This is a genomic window from Pseudodesulfovibrio profundus (genome assembly GCF_900217235.1).
Lineage (GTDB): Bacteria > Desulfobacterota > Desulfovibrionia > Desulfovibrionales > Desulfovibrionaceae > Pseudodesulfovibrio > Pseudodesulfovibrio profundus.
On record NZ_LT907975.1, the window covers coordinates 3,489,255 to 3,508,321 of the forward strand.

General features: G+C 54.4%; 20 protein-coding genes and 1 tRNA gene. 12 read left to right on the plus strand and 9 right to left on the minus strand.

The features are described from left to right. Positions 1-96: 96 nt before the first annotated feature. Entirely contained in the window at positions 97-924 is an 828-nt protein-coding gene (locus DPRO_RS16285) for a nitroreductase family protein (protein ID WP_097013013.1), read from the plus strand. Positions 925-1,004: 80 nt separating this feature from the next. Here the strand turns inward: DPRO_RS16285 and DPRO_RS16290 are convergent, their stop codons facing one another. Beyond that, entirely contained in the window at positions 1,005-1,409 is a 405-nt protein-coding gene (locus tag DPRO_RS16290) for a GNAT family N-acetyltransferase (RefSeq protein ID WP_157917531.1), read from the minus strand. Between the two features lie 168 nt (positions 1,410-1,577). Between DPRO_RS16290 and DPRO_RS16295 the strand changes: the two genes are divergently transcribed. Further along, positions 1,578-1,653: transfer RNA gene (locus tag DPRO_RS16295), tRNA-Ala, on the plus strand. 77 nt (positions 1,654-1,730) lie between these two features. Here the strand turns inward: DPRO_RS16295 and DPRO_RS16300 are convergent. From DPRO_RS16300 to phnF, 7 genes are all read right to left on the minus strand, one after another. Then, positions 1,731-2,918 carry an integrase gene (locus DPRO_RS16300; protein ID WP_097013015.1) on the minus strand — a complete coding sequence of 396 codons (1,188 nt, stop codon included), beginning with the start codon at positions 2,916-2,918 and terminating at the stop codon, positions 1,731-1,733. Between the two features lie 3 nt (positions 2,919-2,921). After that, positions 2,922-3,125, minus strand: a complete 204-nt coding sequence (locus DPRO_RS16305; protein WP_097013016.1) for a helix-turn-helix domain-containing protein — start codon at positions 3,123-3,125, stop codon at positions 2,922-2,924. A gap of 224 nt (positions 3,126-3,349) precedes the next feature. Continuing rightward, positions 3,350-4,309: an integrase domain-containing protein gene (locus tag DPRO_RS16310; protein ID WP_097013017.1), complete on the minus strand. Its 960-nt coding sequence runs from the start codon at positions 4,307-4,309 to the stop codon at positions 3,350-3,352. 556 nt (positions 4,310-4,865) lie between these two features. After that, entirely contained in the window at positions 4,866-5,435 is a 570-nt protein-coding gene (gene phnN, locus DPRO_RS16315; protein ID WP_097013018.1) for a phosphonate metabolism protein/1,5-bisphosphokinase (PRPP-forming) PhnN, read from the minus strand. An 11-nt stretch (positions 5,436-5,446) separates the two neighbouring features. Beyond that, positions 5,447-6,139 (minus strand): DUF1045 domain-containing protein, encoded by a 693-nt coding sequence (locus DPRO_RS16320; protein WP_097013019.1) that lies wholly within the window; start codon positions 6,137-6,139, stop codon positions 5,447-5,449. A 3-nt stretch (positions 6,140-6,142) separates the two neighbouring features. After that, positions 6,143-6,790, minus strand: coding sequence for a DapH/DapD/GlmU-related protein (locus DPRO_RS16325; protein ID WP_232005630.1), 648 nt, complete (start codon positions 6,788-6,790; stop codon positions 6,143-6,145). Between the two features lie 224 nt (positions 6,791-7,014). Continuing rightward, positions 7,015-7,737 (minus strand): phosphonate metabolism transcriptional regulator PhnF, encoded by a 723-nt coding sequence (phnF, locus tag DPRO_RS16330; protein ID WP_097013021.1) that lies wholly within the window; start codon positions 7,735-7,737, stop codon positions 7,015-7,017. Between the two features lie 84 nt (positions 7,738-7,821). Between phnF and phnG the strand changes: the two genes are divergently transcribed. The 10 genes from phnG to phnE all read left to right on the plus strand — a co-directional run bounded on the left by phnG (position 7,822) and on the right by phnE (position 16,659). Then, positions 7,822-8,301, plus strand: coding sequence for a phosphonate C-P lyase system protein PhnG (phnG, locus tag DPRO_RS16335; protein WP_097013022.1), 480 nt, complete (start codon positions 7,822-7,824; stop codon positions 8,299-8,301). A 29-nt stretch (positions 8,302-8,330) separates the two neighbouring features. Continuing rightward, a complete protein-coding gene (gene phnH, locus DPRO_RS16340; RefSeq protein ID WP_097013788.1) occupies positions 8,331-8,909 on the plus strand; it encodes a phosphonate C-P lyase system protein PhnH in 579 nt (192 codons plus the stop codon). A 1-nt stretch (position 8,910) separates the two neighbouring features. After that, positions 8,911-10,011 (plus strand): carbon-phosphorus lyase complex subunit PhnI, encoded by a 1,101-nt coding sequence (locus tag DPRO_RS16345; protein WP_097013023.1) that lies wholly within the window; start codon positions 8,911-8,913, stop codon positions 10,009-10,011. After that, a complete protein-coding gene (locus DPRO_RS16350) occupies positions 10,008-10,961 on the plus strand; it encodes an alpha-D-ribose 1-methylphosphonate 5-phosphate C-P-lyase PhnJ (protein WP_097013024.1) in 954 nt (317 codons plus the stop codon). Before DPRO_RS16345 ends, DPRO_RS16350 begins: the two co-directional genes overlap by 4 nt. 8 nt (positions 10,962-10,969) lie before the next feature. Beyond that, entirely contained in the window at positions 10,970-11,752 is a 783-nt protein-coding gene (gene phnK / locus DPRO_RS16355; RefSeq protein ID WP_097013025.1) for a phosphonate C-P lyase system protein PhnK, read from the plus strand. Positions 11,753-11,761: 9 nt separating this feature from the next. Next, positions 11,762-12,460, plus strand: coding sequence for a phosphonate C-P lyase system protein PhnL (gene phnL, locus DPRO_RS16360; RefSeq protein ID WP_097013026.1), 699 nt, complete (start codon positions 11,762-11,764; stop codon positions 12,458-12,460). Between the two features lie 2 nt (positions 12,461-12,462). Next, complete coding sequence (locus DPRO_RS16365; protein ID WP_097013027.1) at positions 12,463-13,623, plus strand: alpha-D-ribose 1-methylphosphonate 5-triphosphate diphosphatase; 1,161 nt, start codon at positions 12,463-12,465, stop codon at positions 13,621-13,623. A gap of 157 nt (positions 13,624-13,780) precedes the next feature. Continuing rightward, positions 13,781-14,602, plus strand: coding sequence for a phosphonate ABC transporter ATP-binding protein (gene phnC, locus DPRO_RS16370; protein ID WP_097013028.1), 822 nt, complete (start codon positions 13,781-13,783; stop codon positions 14,600-14,602). Positions 14,603-14,671: 69 nt separating this feature from the next. Beyond that, positions 14,672-15,553 (plus strand): phosphonate ABC transporter substrate-binding protein, encoded by an 882-nt coding sequence (phnD, locus tag DPRO_RS16375; RefSeq protein ID WP_097013029.1) that lies wholly within the window; start codon positions 14,672-14,674, stop codon positions 15,551-15,553. Positions 15,554-15,555: 2 nt separating this feature from the next. Next, positions 15,556-16,659 carry a phosphonate ABC transporter, permease protein PhnE gene (gene phnE / locus DPRO_RS16380; RefSeq protein WP_097013030.1) on the plus strand — a complete coding sequence of 368 codons (1,104 nt, stop codon included), beginning with the start codon at positions 15,556-15,558 and terminating at the stop codon, positions 16,657-16,659. 78 nt (positions 16,660-16,737) lie between these two features. On the opposite strand, the gene DPRO_RS16385 is transcribed toward phnE, so the two are convergent. Then, positions 16,738-18,633 (minus strand): molybdopterin-dependent oxidoreductase, encoded by a 1,896-nt coding sequence (locus tag DPRO_RS16385; protein ID WP_097013031.1) that lies wholly within the window; start codon positions 18,631-18,633, stop codon positions 16,738-16,740. Positions 18,634-19,067 lie beyond the last annotated feature (434 nt).

Below are 19,067 nucleotides of genomic sequence, written 5' to 3' on the forward strand. Positions count from 1 at the left end.
AAGGGTGGTTACTTTCAGGTAACGTATTTCAATTTCCTGATGGCGTGGTATAGAAAGAAAAAGTGTCATTAGATTGAGAAAGAAGAGGAGAACACCGTGTTGCAATTCAATATTGATAAGGACTTGTGTATCAAATGTGGTGAATGTGCCGCTGATTGCCCCAGTAATATTATAGTAATGGATGATGAGTATCCTGTGATCGCCGAGGAACGGGTCGGGCAGTGCATCGAGTGTCAGCATTGCTTTGCAGTATGTCAGCCCGGAGCATTGTCGATTTTCGGTCTCAACCCGCAGGACTCCATCCCCTTGAAAGGAAACATGCCTTCCTCCGAGGCCATGGGTACCTTGATCATGGGGCGTCGTTCGGTACGGCGGTATAAAGAGAAACCGGTGGATTCGGCGTTGCTCGATACCCTCATGGAGACCGTGCGGTCGGCCCCCACTGGCGTCAACAATCGTTCAACCCTGTACACGCTGGTCGAGGATCAGGAGACCATGTCGATCCTCAAAGAGAAGACCTACGCAGGATTGAAAAAGGTGGTCGACAACAATGCTCTGCCGCAGGGACTGGAGTTTTTTGAAGGCATAAGCAAGGCCTACGAGAAAGGGGTTGATGTCCTCTTCCGTGGAGCGCCCCATTTTCTGGTCGCTTCCACTCCGAAGAATGGTCCTTCGCCCGAGGCAGATGCGCTTATCGGGCTGACCTATTTCGAACTGCTTGCCAACAGCTATGGATTGGGCGTGGTCTGGGATGGGCTGGCCAAGTGGGCAATGCTCGACATAGCCCCGGAAGCAGGCGAGGTGCTCGGGATACCCGAAGATCACACCGTCGGATATATGCTCGCTTTCGGGCTTCCGGCCGTGAAGTATCATCGAACCGTCCAGCGGGTCGGCGGCACTGTCAACAAGCTCGTTTTGAGGTAGAAAACAAGAAGCCCCCGAATTTCGGGGGCTTCTTGCTTAGGAGGTTTGGGACAGTGTCCCGGTAGAGGCTATGGTTTTGTTTAGATGCGGAGTGACGTCTTGAACATCGGGCTGGCATTCGTGGGGCATTCAAAGCCGCACTGCTCGTAAAATCCTATCTGTTCGTTGTAGGCAACCAGCACTACATGCAGGCAGTCGGCATATGCTTCGGCGACTTTATCAACGAGCGTCTTGCCGATACCTTCCCCCTGGTATTCGGGGCGCACCAGGAGGTAGTGAACGTAGGCTGCGATGCTGCCGTCGGACAGGACGTTGATGAGTCCAACGAGCTTGTCTCCATCCCAGGCAGTGAATACGCTGTCCGAACCTTCAATGGCTTGCGAAAGGCGCTCGGGATGGTTGCCTGAATCCCAGTCCACAGAGAGGTAGAGGTCTTTCAGTTGATCCGGTGAAATGGTCTTTATATTCTTGAATGTCATTGTCATAGCTTCTTCTCGTGCTGTCTTGATTGCAGAATAGTTGGATGCAAACGATACGTCCAATATATTGTTTGTAGCCAGCAAGACGAATGGGATATCAAAAAAGTTCTCCATCCCGCTCTTTTGTGTTGACAACACCCTGTTGATTCTGCAAATTGGCGTTCCCAACGACGTGGGGCTGTAGCTCAGTTGGGAGAGCGCTTGAATGGCATTCAAGAGGTCGTGGGTTCGATTCCCTCCAGCTCCACCACAAGAAAGTTAAGGGTTTCAAGTAAATACTTGAAACCCTTTTTTCGTGCCTTATGGCAGATTTCAGGAATATGTCCGCTATGTGTCCGCTGCTTCCGACGGGCCGTTGTCTGTGCCTGTCATGGCATAGCGCTGTGCCAGACGATCTTGCGGACTACTGTCGATGACACCTTCAAGGTGGCTGTACCTGTCGGTCATGCGCAACGTCTTGTGGCCGATCATGACATTCGTTTCTTTCAACGTACTGCCGGACAGTAGCATGTTCGTGCAGTAGGTGTGGCGATGGTCATGGAAGTGCAGATCGTTGAAGCCATGCTTCGTGCACATATTTGACCATGCGGTGTCGATCGACTTGAACGGGGTGCCGTCCATATGACCGATCACATATTCACCCTTGGCTTTCACGCCACGCTTCTTTCGATATTGCGATAGATGCTCCAACCGAGCAATGAGCGCATCCCGGGTCCGGGGCATGATTTGGTGCGATCGGGTGACACCGTTTTTAGTGCGATGGAACGTGATGCGGTTTTCATCAAGGTCAATATCTGATCGTTTCAACATCAGCACTTCCTGTGTGCTGCACCCATGTTCGACAGCAAGCAGGATGGCCAGCACCATGTAGTGTTTTGCCCTGCGCTGGGCAGCTGCTTCAAGCAGGGCATCGACCTCGATGGGCTTCTGAGCGGTTTTCCTTTCACTGTCCTTTTCGGACAAGTACGGGATGGGCTTTGCCACATCCTTATCGATTAGACCGTTGCGCTTTGCTTGGGCGAAGACCTGTTTGATAACAAACAATCGGCGATTTGCCAGCACATTGCAGTTCTTGCCTTTTTCGCCTTTTGCGACCAGCTTTGCCTTGGTCTTTTCGGCTATACCGATGCGGTAATCCCGGATGGTGTCCTCGTCGAGGTCGTGGAGCAGGGTGTGTTTCCATTCCTTCAAGATGGGGGCAAGTAGATAGCCATATCCAGAATGACTTTCTGCACCGATCTTCCCTTCCCCAAGTTTTCTATCCCATTCATCCTGACAAAGATTCGCGCCCTGCCCGAAAGTGGGCAGGGACTGCTGCTTACGATTCTTCGCTTCCTTGGTCGGCATTATGCCGCTGTCAATCAGGGTACGTATCCGATTGACTTCTGCCTGAGCTAGATCTTTCCGTCTGTACGTCTTGTGGTATTCCTTCTTGCCCGTTTCCGGGTCTTTGACGTGAATGACGTACGCTTTTCCTTTTTTCAGCGAACGGGTCGCGATTGTGACTGTAGCCATAAGCTATGCCCCCTTCGGACTGATCGCCGCCAAGCTTCTTCGATTTTCAATGAACGTCAGCAAATCCGCTTCAGGGATCAGCTTGCGTGAGCCTACCGCGATACATCCCAACGCGCCAGCGTTGATTAAGCGGGACACGGTTGCCCTGTGAATGCGCAGTACGTCTGCGACTTCCTTGATGGTGAAAAGTTTAAATGTATTTGCCATGTGGTTTTTACCCCGTAGGGCTGGAACGTAAAGCCTCCTAACGCTTTTGCGTACCCGTTTTCAGCTCCCCTGTGTTTTAGGTTTGATCTGCGTGAACTCAGCCAACTCTTTAGTTTAAGCACAGCGAGATGTTTGACTGCAAGGAAGAGACAACGGGTATTTGAAGTTTGAGCGTGAAATGGGCAAGAAAAGTGAAAATCCCGCACTAAATGGCGGGATTTTTCTTAAAATGAACTGCCCAGATAGGCGTTCGATATATCGCGGCGGCCTTTGGAATGGCCCGCAGTCTCTTCGATCTGGTCGCGTGCTTCGTTGTCGAGCCGGGACCATTCATCACCAGCGATTTCGCAAGCAGCTTCTTGGAACACCTGAACGCTTTCGTGCTGATTGGGCGGTTCGAAGCCTGTGTGCTCCACATACATTTGATGGAATCGTTCATGGCGAAGGCCATGCAGAGTTCCACCTGCTTCTTTGGCTGTCAGGCCATGCTTTCTGGCCGCGTAGTCCACTCGGTGCAGCCATTCATCGCCCATATGCTCGGGCATGAGATTGTTAATGCCTTTTCTGTCCGATGGGGACACGTATTCTTGGGCCCGTTCAAGGGCGGCTTCCTGTTTTGCAGACAGCCCATACAGTGTTCTGGGCCTGCCGCCTTTGGTACCGTATTGAACAAGCAGAGTCTGCTCTTCACTATTCCAGTCATTGGGCAGGTCGAGCTTGGCAGCTTCTTCCCGTCGAAGTCCTAGCTGATACATGATTTCGATTTGTGTAGCCGCCCGACCTGCATGCGGATACGACGTGTCGTTCCGCATGTTGGTCAGGGATTCTTCTATCTTTTCCGGCTTAGCAGCACGGGGGGTCTGGTTGGTGATGGCCCCACGTTTGATGCCAAATGTTGCATTGCTGTCGCTGATGCGACTGTTTTCATATGCGCGGCAAATGTGGCGGGCAGCACTGAAGACTTCAGCAATCCTGCCGTGTCCAATCCCGTCGGCCAGCATGTGATTTGCCACGCGTTGAAAATGTTTGTTCGTTACCTTGGTCCATTTCTGGGCACGCATTCCCGCCTGGCGCAAGACTTTGACGAAGTATCGCGCGTTCTGACGGATTCGGTATTGTTTTGATTTGTTCCCGGACAGGGTTGCCCGGTTCACACCATAGTTGAGGCTGTTGGATTTTCGCATGGAATGCTCCTTCCGTTATAAGTTCGGGGCAGTGCCCCAGAGCAAAGCAGGTCGGACTTCTTCTGTTAGCCAGAAGATGACCTGCCTGTGGCGGAAAGCCCGCCACGCATCACCAGTCACGGGAAGAATGAATGCCTGTTTCCCATTGGAAGAAGATTCCGGAAAGCCCAGTCAATAAAGGGTGCTGCCCCACAAGCGATTATGTCTTGCGGATTAGATGGCAGCCATAGGGGAAGTGTTGCAATGACAGGCGCTAGATGTCCTGCCATTCCACCAGTGGCGGGTGCTGCGTTACAGCCGGTGTGTTTGGATTTGGAAATGGCCGTTTGTTTGGAAAACGGCGCGGTAGGTCTTGAAGCCAAAGGCTTCCGTATGCGTCATCAGTTCTGACTACGTGCAGAACTTATGACGCCCATCAAGTGCGTTTTACCTCCTTCTGGTTACTGACATATCTGATGGATATACCCAATCATATGACGCCGAAATGGCTTAAGCAAATTTTGCAAGGCAGCTCTTACGTCAGCAGTTATACTTTTCTGATAGTTGCATGCCATTTTTAAACCGCTTCCTTCATTGCCATTCGTTTACCGCGTATGATTTGCAGAATCTGTTGACCGGCATGGGGGAGCTCGCCGCTGTTATCGATAAGCTCAAGGTTGGTATGATTCACTTCATAAGCACCAGCCCGTTCAAGGCGCCTGGCTATCTCGGTTTCTGATTCTCGGCCACGCGCAATGAGGCGTTCCTTGAGGATGGGTGTCTCAACATTAATGAGAACCGGAATGATGTTCTGATAGCGCAATGAGGCTTCTGGCAGGTAGGCGCGGGAGCCGTTCATGACAACGTTGAAACCTGCTTCCATCCACATGTCGATTTCGCGACCAATGGCATAACGGAAGCCGTGACTATCCCAGTTCAGTGAAAACAATCCTCGTTCAAGTCGCGCCTGGAATTCATCAGGGTGAAGAAAAATATGGTTTTCGCCTCCCGCATCGGCTGATCGGGTAATATAGCGGTGAGTAAAGATTGCCTCGCTGCCAGGACAGCTTTCTCGTGCGTACCCCATGACGCTATCCTTGCCGCAGCCCGAGGGGCCGATCACGTATATCAGTTTTCCATGTGTCATTGACGATCTCCTTATGTTCCGAGTTGAGCCCTGTGTATGAGAATGAACGAGGATTCCCTATTTTCCTGCCGAAACACACACAGTTCACGAACAGGGTGGATCAATTGTGTCACCGCTGCTGCGTGGTTGACGGTCAGTTTGAACAATTTCTTTCGAGTGGGCTTGTCCCTGATGGAATCCGTCAGAGTCAGATGAAACCGAAATTCTTCAAGGACATATGGATATCCCCAGTTGACGAGAAATCGTTCCTGAGTCGGTGTGAGTCCCTTCGCCCTTCGGCGTTCCAGTTCGGCAAGGCTGGGTTGCTGACGAAAGGGTTCCAACCAACGCAGGCTCGCTTCCGCCAGTCGGGCAAGGGTGTCCTGTCCGGCAGGAACAAGGGCTATGAAAGAACCGATCTCCATGACGGAAAGAGGTTCCATGACGAATGTAGATTGGCTCCTTGCAAGCTTCTCCGCGTGTTCGATGAGTTGATGTCCACAGAATCCCTCCTTCAACTCAAAGGGGGGAACAAGGGTGCCATGAAATCCATAGTGGCGAGGTGAGCGTGTGTTTTCGTAAACGACTTCGGGAGAAATGCCTGGGAACTGCGGCTGGTCCAGGCTTTTGCCGGTTTCTGCGCAGCGGCCTACCCAGCGTTTGCCGAAGACGTCGAGCATGCTGTTTCGTTCCGGCGCATAGTAAATGGCGTATCTCTTTGGCATGGCTTACAGTTCCACTTTCTCGTACTTGTCCAGAAAGGATTCGATGGAAAGTATGCGAAAGTCCTCAAGGGCATTGCCGATGCGATCGTGATCCCAGTCCCACCAGGCCAGCTGGACGAGGCGTGCCTGGATGTTTACCGGAAACCTGTCCTTGATCTTTTTGGCCGGGACCCCGCCGACTATGGAGTATGGTTCGACATCCTTGCAGACCACGGCTCCGGCAGCGACCACTGCGCCATGACCAACCCTTACGCCCGGCAGGACAATGGCTCCGTGGCCGAGCCAGACATCGTTACCGATGACTGTCCGCTGTTCCCTGCGCCAATCGAAAAGCCAGTCGTCATCAGGGCCGAACCCGAACTTCTCGCTTCGGTAGGTGAAATGGTGCTGGGTGGCTCGCCACATGGGGTGGTTGGTGGGGCCGATACGGACCTGGGCCGCTATGGAGACGAATTTACTGATGTCCGTGTAGGCAACGTCGCAGCCGGGACTGAGATAGGAGTAATCTCCCACCACACTTTCAAGAACGGTGCAGTTCTCAAGCACCTCAGTGTAAATGCCCAGTGTGGAATCCGTTACCTCTGCGGAGGGGTGTACCGCGGGTGTCACTCCAAGCCCTTTGCCAGTGTCGTTGATCATATCTGTTTTCATGACTCTGGACATACAGAGGGGCCATGAAGGGAAAAGCACGAAAGGGCGTCTTTTCTGAAACAAACATGGCGATGACGTTACAACAAGGTGAAATGACAGCCAAAAGCGGACAAGTTGAGAGCTTGTCTAGTGTGCCATCAGGCCATCTGCCCTAATCACGGCATCAACGCAAGGGGCCGACTCGGTCCAGGCAAAAAACAGTCGTGGAACAGACAATGGTTTTATCAGGAAGGCTCAACAAGAATCTGCACCCAATCGCTGGCAAAGAGGCAGATACCAAATTCGACCGGTGTGCCGGTTTCGTCGACGTTGATGCTTTCAGTGATCAGGACTGGTCTGCTTTTGGGTTGGTGAAGTTCCCCAGCTTCCTCCTTGGTCGGCATTCTGGAAATGATTCGCGTGCGCTTTCGGGAGTAGTCGTCAACGCCGAAGTGGCTGAGTGTTCGGGTCACCGATCCGAATTCCCGAAAAATGCGGACTATGCCGGGGAACAATGTTCGCGGGAAAAAAGAGTTGGAATAGCTGACTCTGCGACCATCCGCTTCACCGGCGCTGGTAATTCGGGTGACGATTTCCCCCTCCTTGATGTCCAGGGCCTCGGCCACCGCGACATCGGCCTCGGTGTCCACGGCCATGAGCAGGACATTACCCGGAGCGCGGTGTTGGCGGGTCAGGTTCTCGCTGAATCGGGTTCGGCTGCTCACCGGATAGTTGATGACCGGTTCGCGGACAAAAGCTCCTCTGCCACGCTCCACACGGACGAGGCCGTCATCGGTCAAAGCACCCATTGCCCTGCGAATGGTGTGGCGGTTGACGGAGAACAGGTTGGTGAACTCGCTTTCGGACGGCAGCTTCTGCCCCGGCTCGAAAACACCGGAAGTCACGTCCGCCTCAATTTTCAAATAGATCTGGCGCCACAAGGGCATCCCGTTTTTTCGCGAAAGCATCTGCACCTCCATTTTCCAGACGGAAACCACTTGAAACCACAGGCAACTGCAGTTGTCTAGACAGCCTGAAAGGATTTCACAGAAATGACACTCGACAGCAACGCGTTTGATTCCAACAACGAGAATATTCAGGCCAGAAAACACTGGATGAGTGTTCTTGCGCGCGCTGAAGCCTCTCAATTGGAACAGGCTCTCAGCGAACTCGAAGCCGCACCGAAATATATGCACCTGCGTCCGCCGGAAATCGGCATGGCCATGGTCCGTGGTCGGGCGGATGCCAAAGGTGATCGGTTCAATCTTGGCGAGATGACGATTTCGCGGTGCTCCATCCGACTGGAGGATGGACTCGTGGGCCATGGATACGTGACCGGGAGAAATAAGCGACACGCGGAACTCGCTGCCCTCTTCGACGCCATGCTCCAAGCACCGGGCAACGGTCCGGTTCTCACTGAAAGCGTCATTGAACCGTTGCACGCGATTCAGGTCGAAAAACGTCAAACCGACTCAGCAAAAACAGCCGCGACCAAGGTCAATTTCTTTACCATGGTTCGCGGCGAAGACTAGGGAGTATCATGCAAGGACACGCAATAAACATGACTGCTGGAAATGAAAGATACCCGGCCCACGACAATCAGCGTATTTTCAGAGCCATCCTGCTGACCATGTCCCAACCCGGCTCCGTGACCGCCCTGGGCAACTGGCCCAACCCGCCTGAGAACCTCCATCCGGCGGCAGCCGCAGTCTGCTTGACGCTGGTGGATATGGATACGCCGTTGTGGATCGGCAAGAATACCCCCAACGACATTCAGACATACCTTCGATTCCATTGCGGGTGCCCCGTCGTCAGAAAACAGGACAGGGGAGCCTTCGGTCTCATTCTCGACGGCAACGACTTGCCCGATCTTTCCGAGTTCAACATGGGCGACATTGAATATCCCGATCGCTCGGCCACTCTGATCATCCAGGTCAAAGACATACAGGTGGGCAGCGGCGTTCTACTGACCGGTCCCGGCATCAACGGACAAGTTCAGATTGGCATTGAAGGGCTGGACACGAGTTTCTGGCAGTTCCTCCAACACAACAACCGCCAGTTCCCGCTCGGAGTGGATGTCATCCTGGCAACTCAAACGGAAATCGTCTCGCTTCCGAGAACGGTTCAGGTGGGGATATAACGTGTACGTAGCTGTCAAAGGTGGCGAAAAGGCCATCGAAAACGCCCATCGGCTCATGGCAGAGGAGCGGCGAGGCGACCTCGCTGTCCCGGAGTTATCTGTTGAACAGATCCTTCAGCAGATGCGGCTGGCTGTGGACCGGGTCATGAGTGAAGGCTCATTGTACGACCCCGAACTGGCTGCCTTGGCCATCAAGCAATCAAGAGGCGATCTGGTGGAGGCGATCTTCCTGCTTCGTGCCTACCGCACCACCTTGCCCAGGCTATATACGACCGAGCCGGTCGATACCACGGCCATGCATGTGCGTCGGCGCATTTCCGCCACCTTCAAGGATATTCCGGGCGGTCAGATGCTCGGACCCACCTTTGATTACACCCACCGCCTTCTCGACTTCAAACTGGCTGCCGAGTCATCGGTGGAACCTGCAGCGCATGATGAACAGGTAGGGGATAACGGCATTGCCCGGGTCATGGACCTCCTTGAGAGTGAAGGATTGGTGGAAGACGTTGTCGTCGATGATGACGATCCTGTGGGCGACATCACCCGTGATCCCATGACCTTTCCGGCTGACCGGGATCTCCGTTTGCAGAACCTGGCTCGGGGCGACGAAGGCTTCCTTCTGGCCCTTGGCTATTCAAGTCAGCGTGGATTCGGCGACAACCATCCCTTTGCCGGAGAGATACGCATGGGCGAGGTTGCCGTATCCATCGCACCCGAAGAACTCGGATTCGAAATCGAGATCGGCGACATCACCCTGTCCGAATGCGAGATGGTCACGAGTTTCAAGGGGTCCAAGTCAGAACTGCCCAGATTCACCCGCGGTTACGGCCTGTCGTTCGGATACAACGAGCGCAAGGTCATGGCCATGTCCCTGGTGGACAGGGCGCTCCAGGCCCGGGAATTGGGCGAGGAAATCGAGGCACCGGCCCAGGATGAGGAATTCGTCCTTTACCACAGCGACAATGTTGAGGCGCAGGGCTTTGTGCAGCACCTCAAGTTACCCCACTATGTCGACTTCCAGGCCGATCTGGTCATGGTCCGGGGCATGCGTGAGGAAATCCTGAAAAAACAACAGGCTGATAACAGCGAGGAAGCCGCATGAGTTTCATAAAGGAATCCGCCGCGGGTACCGAGAATACGCCCCGGGAGACCGAGGACACGGGATACAACTACGGATATCTGGATGAGCAGACCAAGCGGATGATCCGAAGGGCCATCCTCAAGGCAGTTGCCATTCCGGGCTATCAGGTGCCTTTTGCCGGTCGCGAGATGCCCATGCCGTATGGCTGGGGAACCGGCGGCATCCAACTCTCCGCCAGCATCCTTGGTTCGGATGATGTGTTCAAGGTTATTGACCAGGGCGCGGATGACACCACCAATGCGGTTTCCATCCGCAAGTTCTTTGCACGCGTTACCGGTGTCGAAACCACGGAAAAGACCACCGAGGCCAGCGTCATACAGACCCGGCACCGGATACCGGAGACGCCGCTCACGGATGGGCAGATCATGGTCTATCAGGTTCCCATCCCCGAGCCGCTCAGGTGGATCGAGGCCCGCGAGACCGAAACGCGAAAGATGCACGCCCTGGAAGAGTATGGCGTCATGCATGTCCAACTTTATGAGGATATTGCGCGCCATGGCCGCATTGCCACCAACTTCATGTACCCGGTGAAGGTGGACGATCGCTACATCATGAGCCCGTCGCCCATCCCGAAATTTGACAACCCCAAGCTCGACATGAGCCCGGCTCTGCACATCTTCGGCGCTGGCCGTGAAAAACGCATTTATGCAGTGCCGCCGTATACCGAGGTCAAGAGTCTCGATTTCGAGGACCACCCGTTTTCCGTGGAAACATGGGACGACTGCTGCGGTCTGTGCGGAGCCAAAGACAGCTATCTGGACGAGGTTATTCTTAATGACCAGGGGGAACGGATGTTTGTCTGCTCCGACACCGACTACTGCACCACCCGGCAACAGGAGGGACACCGTGGTCCCATGGCAGCCCGGGAAGACATCAGCGAACTCAAGGGAACCGGCCCGAAGGCCGCATAGAGGATACAATGCAAGATAATTCCAAACCATTAGTCAGCGCACAAGGGCTGACCAAATATTACGGCGACATGATCGGCTGCAAGGATGTCTGCTTCGACCTGTGGCCGGGCGAGGTCATGGGCATCGTGGGAGAGTCTGGATCGGGCAAATCCACGCTTCTGAGTTGCCTTTCCGGCAGGCTACAACCGTCCGAAGGGGATGTCAGCTATGTGTCCCGCGAGTTCGGTCCGGTGGATATTCACAGCGCCCTGGAACCGGTACGCCGCAAGCTCATGCGCACGGAATGGGGCATTGTTCACCAGAATCCGCGCGACGGGTTGCGCCTGGGCGTCACTGCCGGAGCCAATCTGGGTGAACGGCTTATGGGCACCGGCGCACGCCATTACGGCAACATCCGTTCCAAGGCCATCGATTGGCTGGGCGAAGTGGAGATCAATGCCGACCGCATCGATCATTTCCCCAAAACCTTTTCCGGCGGTATGCAGCAGCGTCTCCAGATCGCCTGCAACCTGGTGACCGAACCCCGTGTCATTTTCATGGACGAACCCACCGGCGGCCTCGATGTCTCGGTACAGGCACGACTCCTCGACCTGCTCCGAAACTTGGTTGCCCGGCTCGGTCTCTCAGTCATCATCGTCACTCACGATTTGGCCGTGGCCCGCCTTTTGGCCCACCGGCTGATGGTCATGAAAGGCGGCCAAGTAGTGGAAAGCGGGTTGACCGATCAGGTTCTTGACGATCCGCAACACCCGTACACCCAGCTCTTGGTTTCATCCATTTTGCAAGCCTAGGAGAAGCAAATGTCCGTCAGAATATCAGTTAAAGACCTCAACAAGACTTTTACCCTGCACACCCAGGGCGGCACTTCCATCGGTGTCTTTTCCGATCTCAATCTGGAAGTGAAGGCCGGAGAGTGCGTGGCTCTTGCCGGGGAGTCCGGCTCAGGCAAATCGTCCCTGATCTGTTCCCTGTACGGCAACTACAAGCCCCAATCCGGTTCCATCGATATCCTGCACGATGGCGAGACCGTGGATATCCTCACGGCCACCCCGCGTGAAATCCTCGACATCCGCAATCGTACCATGGGCTACGTCAGCCAGTTCCTGCGGGTCGTGCCGCGAGTCAGTGCCTTGGACGTGGTTGCCGAACCGCTGTTTTCCCTGACCGGTGATCAGGCCATGGCCTGTGACCGGGCCGCCTTTCTTCTCAAGCGTCTCAATATCCCCCCGACTTTGTGGTCCCTGCCGCCTGCCACTTTTTCCGGCGGCGAACAACAGCGGGTGAACATCGCCCGTGGCTTCAGCGTTGAATATCCCATTTTGCTTCTGGACGAACCCACCGCATCTCTGGATGCGGGCAATCGCCAGGTGGTGGTCAAGCTGATCAAGGAAGCCAAGGCGCGCGGCACTGCCGTTGTCGGGATTTTCCATGATGAGGAAGTTCGCGACGAAGTTTCTGACAAATTGTTTGAAATGCGCAGTTTCAAGGAGGCTGCATAATCATGAATTGTGTCATAAAAAACGCTCGTATCGTCCTCAGGGACGAGATCATCCAGGGCTCTGTCCGGGTGGTGGACGGCATCATCAATTCTGTGGATCAGGGGCCGTGCAATACGACCGGTGCCATTGATCTTGAAGGCGACTACCTGCTGCCGGGATTTGTTGAACTGCACACCGACAACCTGGAACAGGAAATCGAACCACGCCCCGGCGTGTTTTGGCCAGACCCGCTCGCCTCGGCACTGGCCCATGACGCCACCATGGTCAGCGCTGGCATTACCACGGTCCTGGATGCGGTCTCCCTTGGCGAATACCATGACGGCCCCAAGCGGATGCAGATTCTGGACATGAGTTTGGGCGCTTTGCGCAAGGCACGCTCCACCGGCATCCTCAAGGCGGATCATAAACTCCACCTGCGCTGTGAGTACTCCGACCCCAAGGTCATGGATGTATTCATGCCTCACATCGACGACGATGTCCTGATGCTGGTTTCGCTCATGGACCACACTCCTGGTCAGCGGCAGTTTACGGACACGGATAAATACCGACAATATTACAAGAAAGGGTGGAGTGACGAGGAGTTTGCAGAAATTTCTCAGCGTATGATCGCCACGCAGGCAAATTGTGCTGTGGACCAGCGAGCACACATCATCGCGCTTTGTCATGGCCGTAACATTCCCCTGGCGAGCCATGACGACACCACTGCCGATCATATCCGGCAGGCCGTGACCGAGCAGATAGCCATCTCGGAATTTCCCACAACCCTGGCGGCAGCTTCCCTGGCACGGGAGGCTGGAATTCATATCGTCATGGGCGGCCCCAACGTGGTTCGCGGCGGCTCGCATTCAGGCAATGTCTCGGCGTTGGATCTGGCCGAAGCCGGATTGCTGGACATCCTGTCGTCCGATTACGTTCCCGGCAGTCTCGTCTCCGGGGCCTTCATCATGCATCGAAAACTCGACATGCCGCTGAGCGAAGCCATAGCCAAAATCAGCGTCAATCCGGCCAACGCCATCGGCTTGAATGATCGCGGTCAAATCCGCCCCGGCCTGCGTGGAGACATGGTTCGTGTCAGGGAAATCGAGTCTCTGCCCGCTGTGTTACAGACCTGGGCCGTCGGAACTGCAAAGAATGTTGAAATACCTGCAAAAAGCGCTGCCTGAATGTTACAGGGCGCCGTTTAAATAACTGAAAATCGTTACATGTCCATAATAATGCCGTTGCAGGGCTGATGTAGTCCTTACACACTGGGAGAACCTTTCACTTTCATCCGTGCCTCCCTCAAGCAAACGACACAAAAAACAGTCCAGGAGGCTGACAATGAAAACCATAGGAATGGCCCAGAAATGCCAAACAGAAGCGATCAAGGTGACCGACCTTTGCAAGGTATATCCCAATGGCACCGTCGCCCTGAAAGATGTATCCGTCGCCGTGGATTCCAACGATTTTTGTGTCGTCATCGGTTTGTCTGGTGCAGGTAAATCAACCATGCTCCGCTGCATGAATCGGCTCATCCAGCCCACCAGTGGGCAGGTGGCCCTGTTTGGTGAAGACGTCACCAATGTCAACGGTTCCCATCTCAAGCAAGTCCGCCGTCGGGTGGGCATGATTTTCCAGCAATTCAATTTGGTTCGCCGACTGACTGTTCTGGATAATGTCCTGGTTGGTCGTCTGCGATTCAACTCCAGTCCCCTGAAGCGGTGTAGTTCCATATTCAGGCAGTTTTCCAAGCAGGAGAAGGAATTCGCCTTTCACTGTTTGCAGCAGGTGGGTATCGCGGACCTGGCATACCGCCGGGCTGATGCATTGTCCGGCGGGCAGCAGCAGCGTGTTGCCATTGCCCGCGCTCTGGCCCAGGAGCCTGAGGTTTTCCTGGCAGACGAACCCATCGCCAGCCTCGATCCACGCAGTTCGGAAACAGTCATGCAGATTCTCTCAAAGATCCATGAGGAAAACTGCATCCCTGTTCTGGTGAATCTGCACCACATCGATTTTGCCCAACGATACGGCAAACGCATCCTCGGCATGTCCAAGGGCGAACTCATTTTTGACGGTACGGCAAACGATCTCACAGCCGAGGCCGTATCCTGCATTTATGGCGACGAAGCGGAAGAGGCTCTGGAAGAGCTGTCAGCCGCTTAAGCATAATTGAGAATTCTAAGAGAGTTACAGGCTAAACCATCAAACAACAAATGTTACAGGAGAATCCCAATGTTCAGTAAATTATCCAGAGTTTTTGTCGTGGCCGCCCTCGTGCTGGCCTTTGCCCTGCCGGGCCTGGCTAATGCCGGTGCCGACTCCTGGCCCAAAACCGTGAAACTCGGCTTCATCCCTACTGAAGGGGCTGCCGACTCAGCCAAACGCGCCCGTCCCATCGCCAAAAAGATGGAAGACATTCTCGGCGTGAAGGTCGAAATCTTCACTGCTTCCAGCTACGCCGGTATCATCACCGCCATGGCCAACAAGCACATCGACTTCGCCTACTTCGGGCCCAAGAGTTATACTGAGGCCGCTGAGAAGGCTAACGCCGAAGCCATTGTCATGGAAGTCAACAAGGATGGCCAGCCCGGCTACACCGGCATCATCATCTCCCGCAAGGACTCCGGCATCACTTCCATGGAGCAGGCCAAGGGCAAGACCTTTGCCTTCACCGATCCCAACTCCACTTCCGGCTTTCTGGTTCCCAACGTCATCTTCGCCCGCGACATGAAGATCGACCCCAAGAAGTACTTCAAGGAAATCCAATTCTCCGGGTCCCACGGCGCGTCCATTCTGGCCGTCAAGAATGGTTCCATCCAGGTTGCCGCCACCAACAACATCGACATGAATCGCATGATCCAGAAAGGCGCTGTTGCTGAAGACGACTTCATCATCATCAAGGAGTCGGACCTGATTCCTGGTTCCCCGATGTGCGCTCGCGCCGATCTGCCCGCCAGCCTCAAGGCCGCCTTTGCCGGTGCTCTGCTCCAGATCAACGACGACCCCGAAGCCCTGAAGATCCTTCAGACCGGCGGTTACAAGCACACCAGTGATGCCGACTACGACATCATCCGCTACCTCAAGCGCCTCAAGAAGCAGCTGGCCCAGAAGTAGTCATGAACCATGAATTGACACTCGCACAGGTCACCCCCAGGAAGAGCTTCACCGAGAAGCTCGCCCTGGGGGGCCTTCTGACACTGGTCTTGACGGTCCTCGTATCATCATACATTTATACGGATATTGATCCATTCAAGCTATATGATAAACGCCAGAATGCCTTTGAGTACCTCTTCGGGCGCCAACTCAATGACATGGACAAGCAGTCGGCCATGAAACAGGCCGAGAGGCTGCCGGAGATCATTGCCTTTGAGGAGGCGTTTCAGGACGTCAAGGCTGAGTATGTTGCGACCGGAAAGGAATTGAACAACGTCGCCATCCAACGTGAGGCAAAACAGCTTGCCAACGCACGTGTTGCAGCCATGTCCCCGGAGGAAAGGGACGTCATTGTTCAGGATGAGTTCGATCGCATCTCAGAGGAGAAGCGGGGAGGGTATTTTCCGCCTGAAACCGCTTGGCCCCACCTCAAGGAATATCTCACTTCACTCATAGAAACCATCGCCATTGCCATCTGGGGAACGCTTCTGGCGTTCATTGCCTCGATCCCCATGGCCATGTTTGCGGCCAAGAACACCTTGGAACTCATGGTTCAGGGGGATGGCATCACCCAACGCTGTGTACGCTGGTTCGGCCAGTTCGTTGCACGCCGCCTGCTCGATTTCTGTCGAGGATTCAACGAATTCGTCATGGCACTCATTTTCGTGGCGGTCATCGGATTGGGTCCCTACGCTGGCGTCCTGGCTCTGGCCATTCACACCTTCGGCATCCTGGGCAAGGTCTTTTCCGAGGCCATCGAGCAAATCGAACCAGGCCAGGTGGAAGCAGTCACCGCCTCCGGTGCCGGCCCGGCACAGGTCATGGCGTTCTCTGTCATTCCGCAGGTCATGCCGCTCATCGTCAGCTACACGCTGCTCCGTTTCGAATCCAATGTGCGCTCCGCCACCATTCTCGGCTTTGTCGGGGCCGGTGGCATCGGGTTCCTGATGTACGATAAGATCACGGGGTATCTCTACCGCGAGGTCTGCACCATGATGATCCTGGTCATCGTGTCGGTGACGATCATCGACTACATGTGCGGTATTCTCAGAAGACGTTTTGTATAAGAAAACAATCATACCTCTCCGATTTGGCCTCGCGAAGTTCGCTTCGCGGGGTCATTTCTTTTGGAGGCAATGGTTTCTTCAGCGACTCTCAAGGCGGCACGTCTGGCTGTAGAGAGCCGTACAGTCGCCCATATCGGTTTTCATGGGTCTGATGAGGGTGTTGGCGTTATGTCCACATTTCATCCAGCCACCGCGGCGGATGATCACCACGTCTGGATGGAGATTGTTGGCCTTTTCCACATTCACTTGCATGGCCCCTTGGAGAGTGATCAAGAATGAATTCCGGGCAGAGGAGAGCTGTTCACAGGCTGGATTCTGTTTTGATACCCAGACAGTGGGAATGCCGCATTGGTCTTTTTCCGGTATTTGCGAGTGCATGGACGAGCCCCGGATGAGCGTCAGAAGCTGCAGCGGATATTCCTGATTCGACTTCGGTTCGGGCGACAGGGTTTCCGGGAACCGATACAACCCATCAGCGTGCCCGAATTGCATATTCTCAAAGGCAATGGAAGGGTGATTCACTTTGACGAATCCCTTCCCTCGCAATTCATCAATGGAGATATTCTTTTTCTTGAGTCCTTCCTTGAGGCAGGTTTCCGCATCCGGCAGGAGAAGCGGTGGCTCAAGCCGGGAACCCAGATCGGACAGGATGTCGAAATCCGAGCGGCACTCTCCGCGCGGTTCCATCACCTTGGCGCAATGGTTGACGCAATTGTGAAAGTAGGAGCCAAGCACGTCTTCGCGCTCAAACATGAATGCTGGCGGCAGGATGACGTCGGCGCACAGGGCCGTGTCGTTCATGAATCCGTCCACCACGACCACGAAGGGAGCGCGAAATGCATCGACCATGGCCCGGGAGTCAGGCACCTGGTTGACCACGTTGTGGCCGTCCACCCAGATGAACTCTATCGGCGGGTCCGCCCTTGAGATTTCTGCGGCCATGTCACCCATGAAGAGTTCTCGTCGGTCACCGGATGCACCCTCGACCAAGTGTTCCCAGCTACCCAAATGGCGTCCCGTGGGGCAACTGTAGTACACACCGCCTCCCGAAATGCCGATGTTGCCTGAGATCATGGCGAGACCGTTGATGAAGCGGACGTTCTCACCGCCGTGAAGATATCGCTGTAATCCCCACCCGATAACCGTGGCCACGTTGCCTGAGTCCAAATACCAGTCGTGGATCATTGCAACGTCTTCTGTCGGCACTTGGCACACTTGGGTCAGGTCGTTCAAACTCAAGCCGTTGATAAGTTCCTGCAGAACGGGCCAGTTGGCACATCGGTTGAGTCTCTGCGAGTCGAGGTCGTCAGTGTCCAGGGAGAGTTTGAGCACGGCAGCGGCCAGAAAGCGATCCGTGCCGGGCTTGATGGTCACATTGACGTCAGAGAACTTGGGAGTGTCGTCGCCACCGGGTGAAATGGTCAGCACTTTGGTCCCGTTCTTGCGCGCTTTCTGGATGAGGGCGAGCTGATGGATGGAAGTACGCGTCAAATCGCGACCCCAGTTGATAACACGGCTGGCATTGACAATATCTTCAGGATCATTGTGATCCCGACCTCCGAAATCACGGAAGGATGCTTCGCCACCAGCTTTTTCACACATGGTGCCATAGTCGCTTGAGGCGCCCAGTCGCTTGAAGAAAATCCTGCTCGCCTTACTTAAAAGACCGCGGTAGCCGTGCCCGTGGATGTGGAGGACGGATTCAGGAGTCTTGCGTGCGGCATCAAGTCTGCTTGCAACCAGGGTCAGGGCTTCGTCCCATGATGCCTTCCGGAACTTGCTGGATTCTTTGATCAGAGGCGTGATGATTCGATCTTCAGCATCGATTCGGTCGAAGTAACGTCTACCCTTTTTGCAGCAAAATCCCTTGGTGGTTGGATGTTCGGGGTTTCCTCTGATGGATTTCTTGTTCTCATCGACGAGAAGCGAACAGGCGTCGCCGCAATCCATGGTGCAGGCAGTGATTGTTTTCATGACCATTCTCCTGGTGAAATATGGTATATTGTACACTAGGTGTCTCATATTGAGAGCGCAGGAGAGTATATGTTGCACAACTGTAATGAAATCAGACTGCTTCATGCGCATCCGCTCCTAATTCTCCGTATGGAGAGATTCTTCTAGATGGCAGCTTTTCTGAAACGCGGTGGGTAGTTTTTGGTTTCCCACCCCCTCTTCAACGAAAGACATGCGAACTTTTATGACTTACAGTTTTCGTGGTGAGAATTAAGCCTTCTTGTGTGTCTTCGTGTCCGCTATATGTCCGCTTTTCTCTCGGTGCCATGCAATATCGACAACATTTCGCGCTTTCTGCACGCCCTGCACATCAAACTACGAAAGAGCTTGGCGGCAATAAAGTCCAGTGTTATCAAGTTGTTGTTTGGTTTTACGTGTTTACTGTCCACAAGAAT

Excerpts from the sequence above, each read along its gene's own strand:
- DPRO_RS16290 (WP_157917531.1), bottom strand. The coding sequence starts at position 1,409 with ATGACAATGACATTCAAGAATATAAAGACCATTTCACCGGATCAACTG.
- DPRO_RS16300 (WP_097013015.1), bottom strand. The coding sequence starts at position 2,918 with ATGGCTACAGTCACAATCGCGACCCGTTCGCTGAAAAAAGGAAAAGCG.
- DPRO_RS16305 (WP_097013016.1), bottom strand. The coding sequence starts at position 3,125 with ATGGCAAATACATTTAAACTTTTCACCATCAAGGAAGTCGCAGACGTA.
- DPRO_RS16310 (WP_097013017.1), bottom strand. The coding sequence starts at position 4,309 with ATGCGAAAATCCAACAGCCTCAACTATGGTGTGAACCGGGCAACCCTG.
- phnN (WP_097013018.1), bottom strand. The coding sequence starts at position 5,435 with ATGACACATGGAAAACTGATATACGTGATCGGCCCCTCGGGCTGCGGC.
- DPRO_RS16320 (WP_097013019.1), bottom strand. The coding sequence starts at position 6,139 with ATGCCAAAGAGATACGCCATTTACTATGCGCCGGAACGAAACAGCATG.
- DPRO_RS16325 (WP_232005630.1), bottom strand. The coding sequence starts at position 6,790 with ATGAAAACAGATATGATCAACGACACTGGCAAAGGGCTTGGAGTGACA.
- phnF (WP_097013021.1), bottom strand. The coding sequence starts at position 7,737 with ATGCTTTCGCGAAAAAACGGGATGCCCTTGTGGCGCCAGATCTATTTG.
- phnG (WP_097013022.1), top strand. The coding sequence starts at position 7,822 with ATGACACTCGACAGCAACGCGTTTGATTCCAACAACGAGAATATTCAG.
- phnH (WP_097013788.1), top strand. The coding sequence starts at position 8,331 with ATGACTGCTGGAAATGAAAGATACCCGGCCCACGACAATCAGCGTATT.
- DPRO_RS16350 (WP_097013024.1), top strand. The coding sequence starts at position 10,008 with ATGAGTTTCATAAAGGAATCCGCCGCGGGTACCGAGAATACGCCCCGG.
- phnK (WP_097013025.1), top strand. The coding sequence starts at position 10,970 with ATGCAAGATAATTCCAAACCATTAGTCAGCGCACAAGGGCTGACCAAA.
- phnL (WP_097013026.1), top strand. The coding sequence starts at position 11,762 with ATGTCCGTCAGAATATCAGTTAAAGACCTCAACAAGACTTTTACCCTG.
- DPRO_RS16365 (WP_097013027.1), top strand. The coding sequence starts at position 12,463 with ATGAATTGTGTCATAAAAAACGCTCGTATCGTCCTCAGGGACGAGATC.
- phnC (WP_097013028.1), top strand. The coding sequence starts at position 13,781 with ATGAAAACCATAGGAATGGCCCAGAAATGCCAAACAGAAGCGATCAAG.
- phnD (WP_097013029.1), top strand. The coding sequence starts at position 14,672 with ATGTTCAGTAAATTATCCAGAGTTTTTGTCGTGGCCGCCCTCGTGCTG.
- phnE (WP_097013030.1), top strand. The coding sequence starts at position 15,556 with ATGAACCATGAATTGACACTCGCACAGGTCACCCCCAGGAAGAGCTTC.
- DPRO_RS16385 (WP_097013031.1), bottom strand. The coding sequence starts at position 18,633 with ATGAAAACAATCACTGCCTGCACCATGGATTGCGGCGACGCCTGTTCG.